Genomic DNA, 19,205 nt, shown 5'->3' on the forward strand with positions numbered 1-19,205 from the left:
TTAGTTCCCTAAAATTATTTTAGGGCTATAATATTTCGTATTTTCGTGGTCTATGGCAGTAGATATTCAAGCGAAAATAGAAGCGTTAACTAAAGATTTAAACGAATACAACTACCAGTATTATGTATTAGCGCAATCCGCAATCTCCGATTTCGATTTTGACCATAAACTGAAGGAACTGGAAACCCTCGAGGCCCAATATCCCGAGTTTAAAGACCCCAACTCCCCTACCCAAAAAGTGGGCGGAGATATAACCCAACGTTTCAACACCGTCAAACATCGTTGGCCGATGATGTCATTGGGCAACACCTACAACGAACAGGAACTCAAAGATTTTGACACCCGAGTTCGGAAGGTCATAGGTGATGATGTGCAGTACGTCGTGGAGCTGAAATTTGATGGTCTTTCCATTTCCATTACTTACGAGGATGGCCGACTGACCAGAGCGGTTACCCGCGGAGATGGTACACAAGGTGATGAAGTAACCTCCAATGTAAAAACCATCAGGAGCATCCCCCATCAACTCAAAAAAGGAAATTATCCGGATAACTTTGAAATCAGAGGGGAGATTTTCATGCACAAATCAGCCTTCCTACGATTGAATAAAGAACGCGAGGATAATGCCGAACAGACCTATGCCAACCCAAGGAATTTTGCATCCGGAACGATCAAATTACAGGATTCTGCTGAGGTAGCTAAAAGACCATTGGATTGTTTTCTTTACTTTCTCTATGCCGATAACAGAAATCGATTGTTTGCCAATCATTGGGAAAGCTTAGAAGCCGTTAAATCCTGGGGTTTTCCGGTATGTGAGCACACCAAACTTTGCCAGAACATCAACGAAGTGTTGGATTTCATCCATTACTGGGATGAAGGCCGGCATAAACTATCCTACGAAATCGATGGGATTGTTATTAAAGTGAATGATTATGCCCAACAGGAAGAACTTGGTTTTACATCCAAGTCGCCAAGATGGGCCATATCCTATAAATATAAAGCCGAACGAGTAGAAACCATCCTGAAAAGCATCAGTTATCAGGTTGGAAGAACCGGAGCGGTTACCCCCGTAGCGAATCTGCAACCCGTTCTATTGGCAGGAACAACCGTAAAACGGGCGTCTTTACACAATGCCAATGAGATAGCACGTTTGGACCTTCACGAAGGTGATACGGTATTTGTGGAAAAGGGTGGCGAGATCATCCCGAAGATCATTTCCGCCAACACGGAAAAACGACCTGCAGGAGCGGTTGCCATTGTTTATCCTACGCAATGTCCTGAATGTGGAACTGATTTGATCCGCGAAGAGGGCGAAGCGGTGCATTATTGCCCGAACGATGCGGGCTGTAGGCCACAGATCGTTGGTAAGCTGCAGCATTTTATTGGCCGCAAAATGATGGATATCCAAGGTTTGGGTGATGAAACCATCGAAACTTTCTATCGTTTGGACCTGATCCGGAAAATCTCTGACATCTATGAATTGAAGGATCGTGCAGAAGATCTGGTAGGAATTGAGCGTTTCGGACAGAAATCCATCGATAATATGCTTGCCGGTATCGAGCAATCGAAACAAAAACCCTTTGAAAAATTATTATTTGCACTAGGCATTCGTCATGTTGGTGAAACTGTAGCGCGTAAATTGGCGCAATATTTCAAGAATATCGATGCCATGAAGGCGGCCTCGGCCGAAGAAATATTAGCGGTTCCTGATATTGGTATCCGGATCGCAGAAAGTATACACGATTACCTGAACGAGCCGGAACATTGGGAAGAGATCGAGAAATTGAGATCCCTGGGCTTGCAATTTCAGATCGAGGAAAAAGAAGTGGTGCTGGCAGGTAATGGTCTGGCGGGGAAAACCTTCCTGATCTCGGGGGTTTTTGCAGATTTCTCCCGTGAGGAATTGACGGCATTGATTGAATCCCATGGTGGAAAAATGCTGAGTGGTATATCCGCCAAATTGAACTATTTAGTGGCTGGGGATAAGATGGGACCATCCAAATTAGCCAAAGCAGAAAAACTACAAGTGCCAATCATTTCTGAAACAGAATTATTGGCCATGATTAATGAACAGTAAATAAAGCATACAAATACAATAATGATGAACGAGCTTCAAGGAGCAGGTGTTGCATTGGTAACACCCTTTAATGCAGATGGTACCGTCGATTACGAGACGTTAGCAAGACTTATCGATTACCAGATCGAAGGTGGAATTGATTATTTGGTTTCTCTTGGTACTACCGGAGAAACAGCAACCTTAAATCAAGAGGAACGAAAGCAGGTCTGGGCATTTACTTCGAAGCATGTTAACAAAAGAATTCCGTTGGTGGCAGGTATTGGTGGAAACAATACCCATGAAATCGTGGAACAGGTGAAGAACTTTGAAAGCTTGGATTATATGGCTATTCTTTCCGTATCGCCTTATTATAACAAGCCTACGCAAGAAGGGATTTATCAGCATTATAAAGCGGTTGCAGAAGCAGCAAAACTGCCTATTATTTTATATAATGTACCGGGAAGGACGGGTAGTAATATGAGTCCGGCGACAACGGTACGCTTGGCAAAGGATTTTTCGAATATTGTAGCGACGAAAGAAGCTTCTGGGAATTTTGCGCAGTTCAGTGAGATTTTGAGGGATAAGCCCGAAGGGTTTTTATTGATTTCTGGGGATGATCCAGTGACACTTCCGATGATGGCGTTGGGAGCTGCAGGGATTATTTCTGTGGTGGGAAATGCTTATCCGAATAAGGTTTCAACCTTGGCGCATTTATGTGCGGAAGGTAATTTTGAAGAAGCAAGAGCGATTCATCAGGAGTTATTGAAGATTACGGATCTTTGTTTTGTGGAAGGAAATCCTTGTGGGGTGAAGTATATTTTGGAGAGGAAAGGATTTGGAAAGGATAATGTGAGGTTGCCTTTGGTTCCTGTTACTGATGGAACAAGGAAGTTGATTGATGAAGAGATGGAGGTTTTAGGGTAAGTTGAAACGTCATTGCGCCTCGCGTCATTGCGAGGAACACGTAATTACGCCTACCCGTCATTGCGAGGAACGAAGCAATCTTCAGCCATGTCATGCTGAGCGAAGTCGAAGCATCTACATGTGGTAACCGTAAAGATCCTTCGACTACGCTCAGGATGACAAAGGCTGCTCAGGATGTCAGAGTCCAAAGATTGCTTCGTCGTGCCTCCTCGCAATGACGTAAAGCTCCTCGCAATGACGTAAAGATCATGCAATTACGTAAAGCTCCTCGCAATGACGAAAATTCAACCAAGTTTCTTATTTTTAGGTATTCTTTTTGTGCTATCAACATACAACACTTTAAGACACACATACAACCCTATAAGAAAAAAACATCGTTATGGAAACTTCAAACCAACCCCCTAAACAAGAAAAATCCATGTTCAAGAAAATCCTAGGATGGTTCTTTTTGGTATTATTCGCAGGAATTGCCATTGCCATCTTCTTTAAATATTTCTTTGTATTCGGCGAAGGTGTCAAATCCGGCGAATTGAACTACGCGGTCAAAAAAGGCAATATCTTCAAAACCTACGAAGGAAAACTCATCCAAGAAGGGATCAGGACCCAATCAACAGGCGCCGGTCTTTCCAGCAATGAGTTTGAATTCTCCATTGCCAATGATTCCATTTACCAAATCCTGGAAAGCAATTCTGGAAAATCCTTCGACCTACACTATAAAGAGTACCACGGCGTTATTCCATGGCGTGGAAACACCCGCTATATCGTCGATAAAGTAGTCGAAATCCGCGAAGCAAAACCTAGAGGATTTTAGGTTTCTTCAATTTTTTTAGGTAAAACGTTGCAAATATTGATTTCACACCCTATATTTGCGACGTACTTCAATAGTAGTACCCTAATCAATACCCTTCTCTGAATGGTCTTGATTTATAAAGAAGTGGCGAGAGACTGGCTCTATGACCCACTGGCAACCTTCAACGTGATTGAAAAGGTGCCAATTCCTGTCCGAAGCAATAATGCTTAGGAGCATATAAATGAAATAGACTATGACAATTACATCATCAAAATCTACATTTCAAGCTTGCTGTATAACGCGAATGCGTTAGTCGTCGGTATGTTTATACATTCCCTTTCTCAAAGGCAAAAGGGAAAAACATGACCATTTTAGACGACTACCGTAAGGACAGCCTTATGCCTGAAAAACCCATTAATTTTAATTTAAAACCAAAAAATCATGTCAGAAAATAAAAACTTTAAATTTGAAACCTTACAGGTTCATGCCGGCCAAGAAGTAGATCCTACTACCGGTTCAAGAGCTTTACCTATATACCAGACTTCATCATACGTATTTGAAAATGCAGAACATGGAGCCAATCTTTTTGCCCTAAAACAGTTCGGAAATATCTATACCCGTATCATGAACCCAACCACCGATGCATTCGAAAAAAGAATCGCAGCATTGGAAGGTGGTGTTGCCGCATTAGCGGTAGCTTCAGGACAAGCAGCCCAATTCATCGCATTGACCAACATCCTGGAATCAGGAGATAATTTTGTGTCGGGTGCTAACCTATATGGAGGTACTTACAACCAATTCAAGGTTTCTTTCAAAAGATTAGGTATCGAAGCGAGATTTGCGGAGGATACCGATGCCGATAAGATCGAATCATTGATCGACGATAAAACCAAAGCGATCTATGTAGAGACCATCGGTAACCCAAGCTATAACATTCCCGATTTTGAAAAAATTGCGGCTGTTGCCAAAAAACATGACCTTCCATTGATCGTCGATAATACCTTTGGTGCAGGCGGTTACCTGTTCAAACCTTTGGAACATGGTGCCAATATCGTGGTAGAATCGGCTACGAAATGGATCGGAGGACATGGAACTAGCATCGGCGGTGTGATCGTGGATGGTGGTAACTACAACTGGGGAAATGGAAAATTCAAGCAATTTTCTGAACCTTCCGAAGGCTACCATGGCTTGGTGTTCTCCGAGGTATTCGGTGAAAACGGTCCTTTCGGAAACATCCAATTTGCGATCCGTGCTCGTGTAGAAGGCCTTCGTGATTTTGGCCCTGCCCTATCTCCTTTCAATTCCTGGTTATTGGTGCAAGGATTAGAAACCCTTTCCCTACGTGTACAACGCCATGTGGACAATGCCTTAGAGATCGCCCAATGGTTGGATGCACATCCACAGGTGGAAAAAGTTAGCTATCCGGGATTGAAAAGCCACCCATACCATCAAAATGCTCAGAAATACCTGAAGAATGGTTATGGTGCCGTATTATCCTTCACCGTTAAAGGCGGCGTAGAGAAAGCCAATGAATTTATTGATTCCCTAGAGCTGATCAGCCACCTGGCAAACGTTGGGGATGCTAAATCATTGATCATCCATCCGGCGGCTACCACTCACCAACAATTGAGTGCTGAAGATCAGGTAAAAGCAGGTGTACAACCAGGTCAATTGCGTTTGTCGGTAGGTATTGAGCATATTGATGACATCAAAGCAGACTTGGAACAAGCATTTCAGAAGATTAAATAGATCATAATAGGTCTTAGCATAAGCATAAATTAGAGCACATGAGTCTTAAAATATTCGAATATGGACAGGAATTCCCACTGGAAAGTGGGAAGAAACTGCCAAATATTCAGATTGCTTATCATACTTATGGTGAGTTGAATGCCGACAAATCCAATGTTATTTGGGTTTGCCACGCATTGACGGCCAATTCTGATGTTTTTGATTGGTGGCCAGGATTATTCGGTGAAGAGGAATTATTCAATGACAAAGAATATTTCATTGTTTGCGCGAATGTGTTGGGATCCCATTATGGATCTACCAATCCCCTATCCATCAACCCTGAAACTGCGGAGCCTTATTACCTGGATTTCCCGCAGTTCACGATCCGGGATATCATCCATGGTCATGATCTGCTGGCAGCACATCTTGGTATTACCGAAATCAACACCTTGATCGGTGGCTCTCTTGGTGGGCAGCAGGTGCTCGAATGGGCAGCTTCCAAAACCATCAAGATCCATAACCTGATCGCCATAGGTACCAATGCCTTTTTCTCCCCTTGGGGAATCGCGTTCAATGAAAGCCAGCGTTTGGCATTGACCGCCGACCCAAGTTTCTATGAGAAAAGGCCTGATGCCGGACTGAATGGCCTAAAGGCAGCCAGAAGTATGGCGCTGATATCCTACAGAACCTATAATGCTTATGGGGTGACCCAGGTGGAGTCTGACCATGATAAAACCGATCAATACAAGGCTTCGTCCTACCAATCCTATCAAGGCGATAAACTGGTGAAACGGTTCAATGCCCTGAGCTATTGGTATCTGACCAAGGCCATGGACAGCCATCATCTTGGTAGAAGCCGTGGTGCCGTAGAAGAGGTCTTACACGGGATCCAAGGTATCAACACCTTGGTGATTGGCATACCTTCTGATGTATTATTCCCTCCACAGGAGCAGGAATTCATCGCCAAAAATATCCCGAATGCAGAATATTATGAACTACATTCCTTTTTCGGGCATGACGGTTTCCTTATTGAGACCAAAACATTAACACAAGTCATTGGAAATTTCCTAGCAAAATATAATAGTAAAGCAGAACAATTAAATTTAATACAAGAAAATGAGTAAGAAACTGACCATCGGTATGTTCGGATTTGGAGTGGTGGGACAAGGGTTATACGATATCATCAAAACAAAAAACTTAAACCTGGAGATCAAGAAATTCGTGATCAAAAACGCAGATAAAAAAAGAACTTTACCTGCCGAATTGTTCAGTACAGATCCGAATGCGATTCTTGACGATCCAGAGATCAATACCGTTGTGGAATTGATCGATGATGCCGAAGCAGCATTTGAAATCACCAAACGTGCATTATCTTCAGGCAAAAATGTGGTATCGGCAAATAAGAAAATGATTGCTACCCATCTGGAGGAATTGACCGAAATCCAACAACAGCATGGTACATCCTTACTTTATGAAGGAGCGGTCTGCGGAAGTATCCCGATCATCAGAAATCTGGAAGAATATTACGACAACGAATTGTTGCATTCGGTAAGCGGTATATTCAATGGTTCATCCAACTATATCCTTTCCAAGATCTTCAACGAGAACCAAAGTTATGATGCTGCCCTGAAAAAGGCGCAGGAATTAGGTTTTGCGGAAACCGACCCCACCTTGGATGTAGGCGGTTATGATCCAAAATACAAATTGGCCATTGTAGCTTCCCATGCCTATGGGGTTTACATCGATCCGGAATTGATCCTTAATTTAGGAATCGACAAATTGGGAAATGCCGATATCAAATATGCCCGTGAGAAAAACTATAAGATCAAATTGATCCCATTGGCTAAAGAAGTATCCAATAACGAAGTCGTCCTATACGTATTGCCAAAATTCATTTCGAACAACAGTATGTTGTACAATGTGGAAAATGAGAACAATGGGGTGTTGGTAAAAGCGGCTTTTGCCGATGAGCAATTTTTCTACGGAAAAGGCGCTGGTGGCCACCCAACCGGTTCTGCAGTGCTTTCAGATATCGCAGCGCTTCGTTATGACTACAAATACGAATACAAAAAACATTTAGAATCGCAAGAGGTAAGCTATACCACGAATTACGACATTAAGGTATATTTCCGTTATGAGGATGAAGATGTATTGGAAAACATCAGCTTTATCAACATATCTGAACGATTCTACAGTGATGAACATAAGTATGTGATCGGCACGATCAACATTCAAGAGATTATTGACAAACGATCATTGATCCATCAGGACGGGAATTTCCTAGCTGAAATTTTATAAGCCTATTTTCTTTCTTGATGCATATTTTTTAGTATATTGTCGTATAAACTTAAAAAATAAGAAGTCATGAGAAAATGGAGTATGATGGGATTGCTCCAGGTAGTTAGTTTGGCATTATTTGCCCAAGAAGACACAACTACAGGAGAAGTTGTAGATAACGCATCACCTACAGCATTTGTGGTGATCGGCGTGATAATATTGATCGTTGTTATTTACGTGTTATATAGTCGACAAAAAAGGCGATATAACGATTAAAAATAAAAAAGGAAAAAAGCTGTATCCGAACCAATGGGTACAGCTTTTTTTGTGGTTATTGGCTTCGGACTGAAAGCATAGTGAAAGTAATGTAAAAGTATGTTTTTAGTAACCTAAGCATACTAAAACATGCTTTAAGTATGCTTTAACCTTGATTTCAGAGCGAAAACAACCTTTTACCATACAAAAAAGAGGCCTTATCAATTATTTGATAAGGCCTCTTCCTTAGTATTATTTACCGATATTGAATAGCTCCCGATTAGTCTCTTTTCAAACCGTATTTTTCAATCTTACTGTATAAATGACTTCTTTGTATATCCAGATCGTCGGCTGTTTTGGACACATTCCAATTGTTCTTCTCCAATTTATATTTGATGAATTCACATTCCGAATAATCCTTGAAATCCTGGAAAGAAGTGAATTGCTCCAGGTCAAAACCTTTGGCCGTTGCTGTATCATTTCCAGTAATTGATTTTGCCGATACCGGGCCTCCTGGGTTCGCAAATGTCAATACATCATCTTCCGTGATTTTCTTATCACAAAGAATGATCAACCTTTCGATCATATTGCGCAGCTCACGGATGTTACCTGTCCAAGGAAGAGATTGCAATGCCAGCATCGCATCTGGTGTAAAGGTTTTCACCGGCATGCTGTATTCTGCGCAGATTTCCTCACAGAACGAGTTTGCAAGCGTAGGAATATCATCCTTACGTTCTGCCAATGAAGGCACATGGATCAAGATCACACTTAAACGGTGGTACAAGTCCATACGGAAATTACCATCTTCGATTTCCTTCAACAGATCCTTATTGGTTGCGGCAATGACACGTACATTCACGTCGATTTCCTTTTCGCCACCAACACGGGTTATTTTGTTTTCCTGCAGCGCACGAAGTACTTTCGCCTGTGCAGAAAGGCTCATGTCCCCTATCTCGTCCAAGAAAAGCGTTCCATTATTGGCTTGCTCAAATTTTCCGATACGTTGTTTTACCGCCGAGGTGAATGATCCTTTCTCGTGCCCGAACAATTCGGATTCGATCAGTTCTGAAGGGATCGCCGCACAGTTCACCTCTACCAAAGTAGAGCTGGAGCGGGTAGACTTTTCGTGCAACCAACGCGCCACCAATTCTTTACCAGCACCGTTGGCACCGGTAATTAATACACGAGCTTCTGTTGGAGCAACTTTATCAATCGTTTCCTTGATCAAACTGATTCCAGAAGAATCCCCTAGGATTTCTTTGGTTTTGGAAAACTTCCGTTTTAGGACTTTGGTTTCCTTTACCAAGGATCCTTTTTCGAGTGCGTTACGAACAGTGATCAACAAACGGTTCAGATCCAAGGGTTTTTCCAAGAAATCAAAAGCGCCTTTACGGGCTGCTTCTACCGCTGTTTCGATCGTACCGTGACCAGAGATCATTATGAACGGGATATCAGAGAATTCTTTGGCAGCGGTCAACACTTCCATTCCATCCATCTTGTTCATCTTGATATCACATAGTACAAGATCGATCTTCTCCTTTTTAAGGATTTTCAGACCATCTTCACCGTTATCGACATCAAGTACTTTGTAGTCTTCATATTCTAGGATATCACGAAGGGAACTTCGGATAGGGCGTTCATCATCGATGATTAAAACTGTAGTCATATAAAATGTTCCTATTTTTCTAGGCTGCGATAATTTAACAAATAAAGTAAAAAGAAGCAAACTTTATAAGCCGGGTTCTGTATCCCCGAGGGGATTTCTATCATTTATCTAGGATTATGCTCGCGCATAACCTCCATCAACCTACCCATTGTGAGGTCCCGAAGGAAGAAAACGAGCAGCTTTCGACTCTCACAACCTATTTGGTTTTTCAACACACGAGGTTTACCGAGATGTATGTTACCATACAAATCCGTGAGCTCTTACCTCACGTTTTCACCCTTACCATGTTGCCATGGCGGTATCATTTCTGTGGCACTTGCTGTCTACCCGAAGGCATCCTTCCTGTTAGGAAGCGTGTTGCTCTGTGTTGCCCGGACTTTCCTCTCGCCTTATTCGATAAAGGCCAGCGATAGAACGAGTTTGCTTCAAGCTGCAAAACTACGAAAAAAACAATTTAATATCGGCCTAACGAAATACTATATCGTTGTTGTTATAACTTATAATTATTTGAAAGTTTTTTGTTTTCTATTGTAGCGAAATGAATTTTAGTTTCGTCATAGGAGAAACATTTATGCGCAACATGTTTATTTTATTCATTCACAAATTAATTTTAATAAATAATATATGAAAACTATTTCTTACTTAAAGATTGCTACAGCGATTGCACTTATTTCATTCAGCACTTCATGCAAAAAGAAAAAAACTGAGCCTAATCCAGTAAGTATCGCTTACAAAATCACGACTGCATCGAAAGAAAAGATTAAAATGACCAATCTTTCCGTAACCAGTACAAAAGGAAAAGACTCAGTGATCACAGCTGCACTGGATGTTCCTAAAACCGTGGCTACTAGACGTGCTATGCCAGGAAAAGGCTATACGGTAGCGTTGAAGACAAAGATCGATAAACCAGCAAAAATTACCTTGGAGATCCTAGTAAACAATAAAGTAGTAAAAACTTCCAAAGACATTGATGTTAAGGATATCAGCAAGGAAGTTAAATTAGAACATAAGTTTTAAGTTGATAGATGCGCTATATGAATATATAAATTTTTAGAACTCTCTTTTTACCCTAGTTAACCATAGCTCCAAATCGAGCTATGGTTTTTTTGTTAACAAATAAATAATATTAACATATTAATCATTAACTTTCCCCTAACAATATATTTTTACTTTTGCTGAATAAATCAATATTAACTGTCATTGGATGAATCGGATAAAGCTTCTCTATCGGTTAAACAAAACCAACTTGAGCATTTTTTTCGTTTGGTATGTGCTCATTAGTGTAATTGTCTTTTCAACCCCACGTATCAGTTCGTTCCAATGGATCAATTCCATGAACCACCAGATACTGGATTATTTTTTCAGTCTGCTCACCCAATTCGGTGATGGCATTTTCGTGATGCTCGTGGCGGTACTATTCTTTTTTCTAAGATCAAGAAAGATCGGTATTGCCATTGCTGCCAGCTATATTGGTTCCGGATTGATCTGTTCGGTACTAAAAAGATCTTTTCAGGCGCATCGTCCGGCTTTTTTTCTTAAAGAAGACCCCAGCTTCCATTCCCTATCCTGGCTACCCTTATCCCATCATAATGCCTTTCCATCTGGACATACCACCTCAGCCTTTGCTTTAGCTTTTACCTTAATGCTATTCAGCAAGGATAAAAGGCTGGCCATGATGGCTATGGTTCTGGCTTGCCTGACGGGGTATTCAAGGGTTTACTTGGGTCAGCATTTTTTGGATGATGTGTGGTTTGGATCCATCCTTGGAGCAGGTTTTTCTTGTCTGTATTTTCTGATGTATTCCTATTTCGGCGAGAAAAAACTAAGCCGAAGCCAACTCTTTCCCCCTTCATTTAAGATATAACCATGTGGAAACTATTCATTAGCCTGTTAAAATTTGGCCTTGTTGGGTTATTGGGAATGGGGATCGACTTTGGAATAACCTGGCTGCTGAAAGAAAAATTAAACACGAATAAATTCTTTGCCAATGCCTGCGGTTTTTATTGTGCAGTGGTCAGCAATTATTGCCTGAACCGCATCTGGACCTTTTCCAACAACAATCCACAGATTGCCAAACAGTTCCTCCAATACGCACTTTTCAGTATCATTGGCTTGGGTATAAATACACTCATCATATACCTCTGCAGTACCAAATGGAAAATCAATTTCTATTTGGCAAAGGTATTTGCGATTGGAATTGTTTTTCTCTGGAACTTCTCCATCAACCATTTAATCACATTTGGACATGGATAAGGCATTCCGCATCAAATTACGGTGGCTGATTTTACTGAGTACTTTGGTACGGATCCTATTTGCTAACCTGTTGGAGTTGGGTAATGATGAGGTCTATTATTATACCTATGCCCTACAGCCTGATTGGAACCATTTCGACCATCCACCAATGATCGGGTTCCTGATCAAATTCTTCACCTTGAACCTGCACTGGGTAAACACCTTTTCCATGCGATTGGGAGCTATATTCCTGGCTGCCCTTAATACCTGGATCATTGCCTGCATTGTCAGGAGGATCGCGAATGATCGCGCAGCTTTTATTGCAGCGATCTTATTTACCGCATCGATCTATTCCAGCATTATTTCTGGGATTTTCATCCTTCCAGATTCGATCTGCAATACCTTTTGGTTGGCCGCACTATACTGTATGGTACTGATCGTAAAACCAAAAGACAAAAAAGAACAGACCGAGGCGCTTCTGTTTCTTGGCGTTTGGATCGGTTTAGCATGTATGAGTAAGGTTCATGGCATTTTTCTCTGGTTAGGTTTCTTGGCGTATCTATTCTTGCATCAACGGTCTTTATTGAAAAATTGGGCATTTTATGTTTCCTTGATCATCAGTGGTCTGATTATTTCCCCTATCGTGCTTTGGAATATTCAACATGATTTTATCACTTGGCGCTTTCATGGTGAACGGGTAAGTTTATTGGATGCTGGAATACAGATACACTTCTTCCTGCAGGCTTTTTTTGGTCAAGTATTATACAATAATCCACTTTTATGCCTTATTTACGCCTATTTAGCCCTTGCAGTAATCAAAAACTGGAAATACCATACTCAGCATTGTAGGAAAGAAATTGCGGTGATACTCTATTGTGGCCTACCGATTATATTCATAGCCAGCTTTATCTCTCTTTTTAAACAAGTGCTTCCCCATTGGAGCGGTGCAGGCTTCTTTTCGATCATGATCTTAGCTGCCGTTTGGATCGACCAGGAATTGAGCTTGGAAAAGATTCGAACAGTGCGTAAAGTGTTCAATGGGATGTTGATTTTTACACTCGGATTTATGATCCTTGCTGTATGCATTATTCGTTTTTATCCAGGCAACCCAATCGGTATTAAAAGCGGTAATGAGCTTGGAAAAGAAGATGTTTCCATCGAAATGATAGGTTGGGAGCAATTTGCCAAGGAATTTGAAAAAATCCGCTCGGAAGATCTGGAACAAAAGAGAATGCAGGAAAATGACCCCATCTTGGTCAATAAATGGTTCCCTGCTGGACATATCCTATTTTACGTGGCTAGGCCTTTGGGAATTCCCATATTAGGGGAAGGCAAATTACATGACCTGCATAAATTCGCGTGGCTGAACAACATGGCAAACCCTATACAGATTACTGATGATGCCTATTATATCAGTCCTTCCAATAATCATGTAGAGCCATACGAAATATACGGGGAAGATTTTGAATCAATCAATCTAAGAAAGGTAATCCAGCAGAAAAGAGCTGGAGCTGTGGTAAGGAAATGGTATGTATCATCTTAAAGGAGCAAAACGGATATTAGGTGAAGACCTTATTAAAGATCATTTGCGATAGCATACCCTGCTGCCCAAGCCCATTGGAAGTTATAACCGCCCAACCAACCGGTAATATCGACGGCTTCGCCACCAAAGTAAAGCCCTGGAACTGCTTTGGCAGTTAAGGTTTTGGGATTCAGCTCTTCTGTATTCACCCCACCACGCATGACCTCCGCCTTATCGTAGCCCTTATCGCCTGCAGGCTTGACCTTGAACTTATGGATGGTATCTACGATGAGTTTTGCATCATTTTTACCTAGGGAAGCGATCTTCACCGTAGTGGGTAAGAATTTTCCGAATGCTTCAACGGTTCTCTTGGTGAAATAATCATTCATCAGCTGTGCAACGGTCCTTCTTCCACCCTGCTCCCTTTCCTGCTTAATGAGGGTATCCATTTTGAATTTCGGCAATAAATCGATGCTGAACGTTTCCCCAGGTCTCCAATAGGAAGAAATCTGTAGAATAGCCGGACCACTCAGACCCCAATGGGTAAATAGGATATTTTCTTCAAAGCTGATCTTTTCATTATATACTTTAGAAAAGATGGAATTTCCGGCCAAAGAGGCATACCAGTCGGCATCCTTTCCGGTGATGGTCAAAGGCACTAAGGCTGGCGCTGTAGGTACAATTCCCAATCCGAATTTTCTCGCTATGCGTAATGCAAAATCGGAAGCTCCCAATTTAGCAACCGGTAGACCTCCAGAGGCAATCACGACTTTGGGGCTGTGGATCTTTTGGGTTTTCCCATCCTTCACAAAGGTTATTTCAAAACCTCCTTCTGTTTTTTCGACATCCTTCACTTCGGTATTCAACCAGATATCCTGCTTGGTTTCAAACATCAATTTGCTAAAAACCGCTACAATATCCTTTGCCTTATTGCTTTTGGGAAAAAGTTGCCCCAATGTCTTTTCTTCCCCTTGAATGCCTCCGAAATTCTCAAAGAAATTTTGGGTATCTTCAACAGTCCATTGGGAGAAAACTGCATGCAGAAATGCCGGGTTCTCCGAAACAAAATTTTCAGGTTGGGTATATAGATTCGTAAAATTACAACGTCCACCGCCAGAGATCAGGATTTTCGCTCCAGGCTTATCGTTCCTTTCTAATAGTAAGGTTTTTTTGCCCAGCAGCCCTGCCTGTGCGGCACACATCAATCCGCAGGCACCAGCTCCTATGATAATGGCGTCGTAATTCTTCATCTTAAGAAATCAATTCTCCAGCAAGGGAAACTACGCGTTGCTCTGTCCAAGATTGTTCGGCCAGTTCCAAGATCCGGATCACATCCCTAGCCTGTTCTGGTCTAACGAACAACTCTTCTTCTCCTTTTAATGTAGCCACTATATTTTTATAGAAATCCTCACCAGAACCCTTCTCTGACGGAATGATCTCTTCGATTTCCGTACCGTTTTCCAGGATGGCTAATTTTCCATAGATCTCCGGGTTTTCTGTTCCCCAATCCGCAACATCTGCAGGTCGCTTACCTGCGCGCAACAGTTCTTCCTGTGGATCTACACCCCATTTTACAAAAGAACCGTTCGTACCGTATAAGGCAAATCTTGCTGTTGGGATTTTCGCTAGCATCTGTCCTTTTAAGGAAACTTTGACTTGGGGATAATGCAGGATAAATTCAAAATCATCAATGGCTTTAGCACCGTCTCGTTGCACCCTTAAATCAGCATAGATCGCCGTCGGATGTCCAAAGATCTGTAGGGCTTGATCGATCAAGTGTGCACCCAGGTCATAGTGTATACCCGAACCAGGGAGGTTTTCTTCGCGCCAGGCTCCTGCCCTTAAAAAATTGCGGAACCGATCAAATCTTGCTTCATAGTTTGTTAAACGCCCCAATCTTCCTTCTTCAATAAGTTTCTTAACGGTTTTAAAATCAGAATGGAACCTCGCGTTGTGATGGACAGAAAGCAAGAGGTTCTTACTTTTTGCCAATGCGATCAGTTCATCGGCCTCGGATGTATAATTCGTGAATGGCTTTTCTACCACCACATGTTTTCCGGCTTCTAATGCAGCTTTCGCAAACGAAAAATGCACATCATTTGAAGTGGCGATGACGACCAGATCTACCACTGGATCTTCGAAAATATCTTCTGCTTTCTGAACGGCAATGGCATCCGGATATCTTTCAGCTAACATTTCCTGTTGTTCAAATTTCCTAGCTGTTACCTTATATAATTCCAGATCAGGATTTTCTGAGATAAATGGCGCATGGAATACATGTCCACCAATAGAAAACCCGATCAGTCCAACTTTGATCTTCCCCATGCTTACATTCTTTCAGGAACCTGAATTCCTAATAAGTTCATACTTTTTGCAATGATTTTTGCCGCAGCAGAGGACAATTGCAGACGGAAGGTTCTTACGGTTTCATCCTCCGCCTTGATAATACTTTCTTCGTGGTAGAATTTGTTGTATAATTTAGCGACCTCATAAGCATAATTCGCTAATTGAGCTGGGCTGAATTCCTTTGCTGAGGCTTCAATGACTCCTGGAAATCCGGCCAATGCCTGGATCAGATCCCGTTCGTAACTGGATATCTTTTCCGGTTGTACGGCAGTACCTTCCTTAAAATCTCCTTTTCTCAAAACAGATTTGATACGAGCGTGGGTATATTGAATAAATGGACCTGTGTGTCCTTGGAAATCTACGGTTTCGTTCGGATCGAACAGTAGCCTTTTTTTAGGGTCAACCTTTAATAGGAAATATTTCAATGCCCCCATACCGATGGTATTGTATAAAGCTTCTTTTTCTTCTTCGTTGAATCCTTCGGTCTTACCCAATTCTTCGGTTCTGGTTTTTGCTGTGGCAAACATTTCCTGCATCAGGTCGTCTGCATCCACAACCGTACCTTCTCTGGATTTCATTTTACCCGTTGGAAGGTCCACCATGCCGTAAGAAAGATGGAATAGTCCATCCGCCCAAGATTTACCCAGTTTTTTCAAGATCTGGAACAATACCTTGAAATGGTAATCCTGCTCATTGCCCACCACATAAATAGAATCATCCATCTTGAATTCATCGTATTTCAATTGTGCTGTCCCCAAATCCTGGGTGATGTATACAGAAGTACCATCTCCACGTAAAACAAGTTTTTCGTCAAGGCCTTCTGCGGTCAGGTCGATCCAAACGGAATTGTCTTCTTTTTTATAGAATACACCCGAATCCAATCCTTCCTGAATAATATCTTTTCCTAATAAATAGGTATCTGATTCGTAATAGAATTTATCGAAATCAACCCCTAGGGTTTTATAGGTCTGATCAAAACCTTCATATACCCAAGCGTTCATGGTTTTCCAAAGGTTGATCACTTCCTCATCCCCGGCTTCCCATTTCAACAACATGGCCTGCGCTTCCTTGATCAATGGTGCATTCTTTTTGGCTTCCTCTTCGGTCTGCCCTTCGGCTTTCAAGGCATCAATCTCCTGCTTATACGCTTTATCGAAAACCACATAGTATTTACCGACCAAATGATCGCCCTTCATTCCGGTTGAAGCAGGGGTTTCCCCTTCTCCAAACTTCTGCCAAGCAAGCATGGATTTACAGATATGGATCCCTCTATCGTTAACCAGATTTGCTTTGATCACATCATAGCCATATGCTTTTAGGATTTCAGCTACCGAATAACCCAAGAGGTTGTTACGCACATGCCCTAAGTGTAGGGGTTTATTGGTGTTTGGTGAAGAATATTCCACCATCAAGCGTTTTCCATTGGCTGGAAATACAGCAAAATCATTATGAGCTATTTCCCCGTTCAATACCGCGATCCAGTATTGGTCGGTGAAGCTCAGGTTCAAAAACCCTTTGATCACGTTGTAGGATTCAATCTCCGGAATCTGCTCCTGAAGGTAAGCACCGATCTCCTGCCCTGTTACTTCCGGCGATTTTTTGGAGAATCGGGTTATAGGAAATACAACCAAGGTAATTTGTCCTTCAAATTCCTTTCTGGTTTCCTGTAATGCAAGCTGTGAAGCTGGGATATCTGAACTATAAAGTGATTTAACTGCTTCTACAGACTTTTCAATAAGCAGTTCTTGGATTGATTTTGCCATGTAAATATTTCGTAATATTCTTAACCTTCTGATAATGAATTCAAAAAATAACACTCAGATTATTCATGTATTCGTTATGAAAGCATATCTTTGCCAAAAATAATAAAAAATGCAGAGCTATCAGGAATTTCTTGACTTAAGTGTTGGTTTTCCACAAGACGGATTCGAAATTATCGAAGACGAATTGTACTTCCACGATTTGAATTTGATGGAAATGATAGAAACGTATGGCACGCCCCTACGTTTTACTTATCTACCTATTATTAGTAAAAAGATCCAACAAGCGAAGATTCTGTTTCAAACAGCCATGTTGAAATACAATTACCGTGGGTCCTATAAGTACTGCTATTGTACGAAATCATCTCATTTCAAACATATTGTAGAGGAAGCGTTAAAGAACGATATTCACTTAGAAACCTCGTCGGCATTTGATATGCCTATGATCGATGCCTTGGAAAGACAGGGAAAGGTGACGAAGGATATTACAGTAATCTGTAATGGCTTCAAAACTTACCAGTACAAGCAATATATCGTGGACATGTTGCATGATGGTTTCCATAATATTATTCCGGTATTGGATAATAAAGAGGAATTCAACATGTACGATGATGAGATCGAATTGACAGAGCCATGTAATTTGGGTATCCGTATTGCCGCAGAAGAGCAACCGGATTCTCAATTCTATACCTCGAGATTAGGTATCCGCATGGAAGACGTCATTGATTTTTACAACAGCAAGATTGCAGAGAACCCTTACTTCAAAGTGAAGTTGCTTCATTTCTTTATCAATTCCGGTATTTCGGACACACCGTACTATTGGAATGAATTGGAGAAATATGTGACCCTTTATTGTAAGTTCAAAAAGATCAATCCAGACCTTGATACGTTGGATATCGGTGGCGGAATGCCATTCAAAGATTCATTGGTACATGATTTTGATTACGAATACATGGTTAACGAGATCGTGAACCGCATTAAACAGATCTGTGCACATCACGAAGTAGTGGAACCGGATATCATTACCGAATTTGGAAAATATACCGTAGCAGAAGCTTCTGGAATTTTATACAAAGTATTAGGCCGTAAGCAACAGAATGACCGTGAAAAATGGTTGATGTTGGATGGTTCTTTTATTACCAACCTTCCGGATGTTTGGGCATTGAACCAAAAATACATCTTGTTGCCGATCAACAATTGGGATTCGGAATATGAACGTGTCAACTTAGGCGGGATTACCTGTGACGGCCAAGATTACTACAATCAAGAGGCCCACATGAACTCTGTGTTTATGCCAAAGACCAGAAAGGTGCAATACCTTGGCTTCTTCCATACTGGGGCTTACCAAGAGGTATTAAGTGGGTATGGTGGTATTCATCATTGCCTCTTACCATCTCCAAAGCACGTGTTGATCCGTAGAAACAGGGATGAAACGTTCAATTACGAAGTGTTTGGGGAAGAACAGAATTCTAAACAAGTCATGAAACTATTAGGTTATCAATAACCTTTAATAGCATCCATAAAAAAAGCCTTAACGATATTGGAGGGCACTGAAAAAGTCTCAACTTTTTAATGAGATTTAAAGAAATGACTGAGTACAAGATTTATCTTACTCGGTCATTTTTGTTCTAAGGATTTCTGAAAATTTGTTT

15 protein-coding genes, 1 other RNA gene and 1 riboswitch are annotated in these 19,205 nt (G+C 41.4%); of the genes, 11 read left to right on the forward strand and 5 right to left on the reverse strand.

Features of this window, described 5'->3' with window-relative positions; genetic code table 11:
- Positions 1 to 52 precede the first annotated feature (52 nt).
- The 6 genes from ligA to VJ786_RS03440 all read left to right on the forward strand — a co-directional run bounded on the left by ligA (position 53) and on the right by VJ786_RS03440 (position 7,793).
- Positions 53 to 2,074, forward strand: a complete 2,022-nt coding sequence (gene ligA, locus VJ786_RS03415) for an NAD-dependent DNA ligase LigA (RefSeq protein WP_134776841.1) — start codon at positions 53 to 55, stop codon at positions 2,072 to 2,074.
- A gap of 24 nt (positions 2,075 to 2,098) precedes the next feature.
- Entirely contained in the window at positions 2,099 to 2,977 is an 879-nt protein-coding gene (gene dapA / locus VJ786_RS03420) for a 4-hydroxy-tetrahydrodipicolinate synthase (RefSeq protein WP_134778399.1), read from the forward strand.
- A 379-nt stretch (positions 2,978 to 3,356) separates the two neighbouring features.
- Positions 3,357 to 3,788 carry a hypothetical protein gene (locus tag VJ786_RS03425; protein WP_209023114.1) on the forward strand — a complete coding sequence of 144 codons (432 nt, stop codon included), beginning with the start codon at positions 3,357 to 3,359 and terminating at the stop codon, positions 3,786 to 3,788.
- A 110-nt stretch (positions 3,789 to 3,898) separates the two neighbouring features.
- Positions 3,899 to 4,011: riboswitch (SAM riboswitch) on the forward strand.
- Between the two features lie 197 nt (positions 4,012 to 4,208).
- On the forward strand, positions 4,209 to 5,516 hold the full coding sequence (locus VJ786_RS03430) for an O-acetylhomoserine aminocarboxypropyltransferase/cysteine synthase family protein (RefSeq protein WP_134776842.1): 1,308 nt from the start codon (positions 4,209 to 4,211) through the stop codon (positions 5,514 to 5,516).
- Positions 5,517 to 5,554: 38 nt separating this feature from the next.
- Positions 5,555 to 6,619, forward strand: a complete 1,065-nt coding sequence (locus tag VJ786_RS03435; RefSeq protein WP_134776843.1) for a homoserine O-acetyltransferase family protein — start codon at positions 5,555 to 5,557, stop codon at positions 6,617 to 6,619.
- The gene (locus tag VJ786_RS03440) at positions 6,612 to 7,793 is read left to right on the forward strand and encodes a homoserine dehydrogenase (protein ID WP_134776844.1); all 1,182 of its coding nucleotides are present in this window, start codon (positions 6,612 to 6,614) and stop codon (positions 7,791 to 7,793) included. The genes VJ786_RS03435 and VJ786_RS03440 overlap by 8 nt, the downstream gene beginning before the upstream one ends.
- A 514-nt stretch (positions 7,794 to 8,307) precedes the next feature.
- Here VJ786_RS03440 and VJ786_RS03445 read toward each other — a convergent pair.
- Both VJ786_RS03445 and rnpB read right to left on the reverse strand, forming a co-directional pair.
- Positions 8,308 to 9,693, reverse strand: coding sequence for a sigma-54-dependent transcriptional regulator (locus tag VJ786_RS03445; protein WP_099366642.1), 1,386 nt, complete (start codon positions 9,691 to 9,693; stop codon positions 8,308 to 8,310).
- A 50-nt stretch (positions 9,694 to 9,743) separates the two neighbouring features.
- Positions 9,744 to 10,119, reverse strand: an RNA gene (gene rnpB / locus VJ786_RS03450) — RNase P RNA component class A.
- Positions 10,120 to 10,317: 198 nt separating this feature from the next.
- On the opposite strand from rnpB, the gene VJ786_RS03455 reads away from it, so the two are divergent.
- The 4 genes from VJ786_RS03455 (at position 10,318) to VJ786_RS03470 (ending at position 13,468) form a co-directional block, all read left to right on the forward strand.
- Positions 10,318 to 10,710 (forward strand): hypothetical protein, encoded by a 393-nt coding sequence (locus tag VJ786_RS03455; RefSeq protein WP_099366641.1) that lies wholly within the window; start codon positions 10,318 to 10,320, stop codon positions 10,708 to 10,710.
- 229 nt (positions 10,711 to 10,939) lie between these two features.
- On the forward strand, positions 10,940 to 11,557 hold the full coding sequence (locus VJ786_RS03460; protein WP_167554248.1) for a phosphatase PAP2 family protein: 618 nt from the start codon (positions 10,940 to 10,942) through the stop codon (positions 11,555 to 11,557).
- Between the two features lie 2 nt (positions 11,558 to 11,559).
- The gene (locus VJ786_RS03465; protein ID WP_099366639.1) at positions 11,560 to 11,946 is read left to right on the forward strand and encodes a GtrA family protein; all 387 of its coding nucleotides are present in this window, start codon (positions 11,560 to 11,562) and stop codon (positions 11,944 to 11,946) included.
- Positions 11,939 to 13,468 (forward strand): ArnT family glycosyltransferase, encoded by a 1,530-nt coding sequence (locus tag VJ786_RS03470; protein WP_134776846.1) that lies wholly within the window; start codon positions 11,939 to 11,941, stop codon positions 13,466 to 13,468. Before VJ786_RS03465 ends, VJ786_RS03470 begins: the two co-directional genes overlap by 8 nt.
- Positions 13,469 to 13,500: 32 nt before the next feature.
- On the opposite strand, the gene VJ786_RS03475 is transcribed toward VJ786_RS03470, so the two are convergent.
- From VJ786_RS03475 to argS, 3 genes are read right to left on the reverse strand one after another with little or no spacing between them, the layout of a single operon-like run.
- Positions 13,501 to 14,697, reverse strand: coding sequence for a BaiN/RdsA family NAD(P)/FAD-dependent oxidoreductase (locus VJ786_RS03475; RefSeq protein WP_134776847.1), 1,197 nt, complete (start codon positions 14,695 to 14,697; stop codon positions 13,501 to 13,503).
- 1 nt (position 14,698) lies between these two features.
- Positions 14,699 to 15,772, reverse strand: coding sequence for an oxidoreductase (locus tag VJ786_RS03480; RefSeq protein ID WP_134776848.1), 1,074 nt, complete (start codon positions 15,770 to 15,772; stop codon positions 14,699 to 14,701).
- A 2-nt stretch (positions 15,773 to 15,774) separates the two neighbouring features.
- Positions 15,775 to 17,556, reverse strand: a complete 1,782-nt coding sequence (gene argS / locus VJ786_RS03485; protein ID WP_134776849.1) for an arginine--tRNA ligase — start codon at positions 17,554 to 17,556, stop codon at positions 15,775 to 15,777.
- 109 nt (positions 17,557 to 17,665) lie between these two features.
- Here argS and VJ786_RS03490 point away from each other — a divergent pair, with 109 nt between their 5' ends.
- A complete protein-coding gene (locus VJ786_RS03490) occupies positions 17,666 to 19,057 on the forward strand; it encodes an arginine decarboxylase (protein WP_099366634.1) in 1,392 nt (463 codons plus the stop codon).
- The last annotated feature ends 148 nt before the right edge of the window (positions 19,058 to 19,205 follow it).

The organism is Sphingobacterium tenebrionis, assembly GCF_037126265.1.
Lineage (GTDB): Bacteria > Bacteroidota > Bacteroidia > Sphingobacteriales > Sphingobacteriaceae > Sphingobacterium > Sphingobacterium tenebrionis.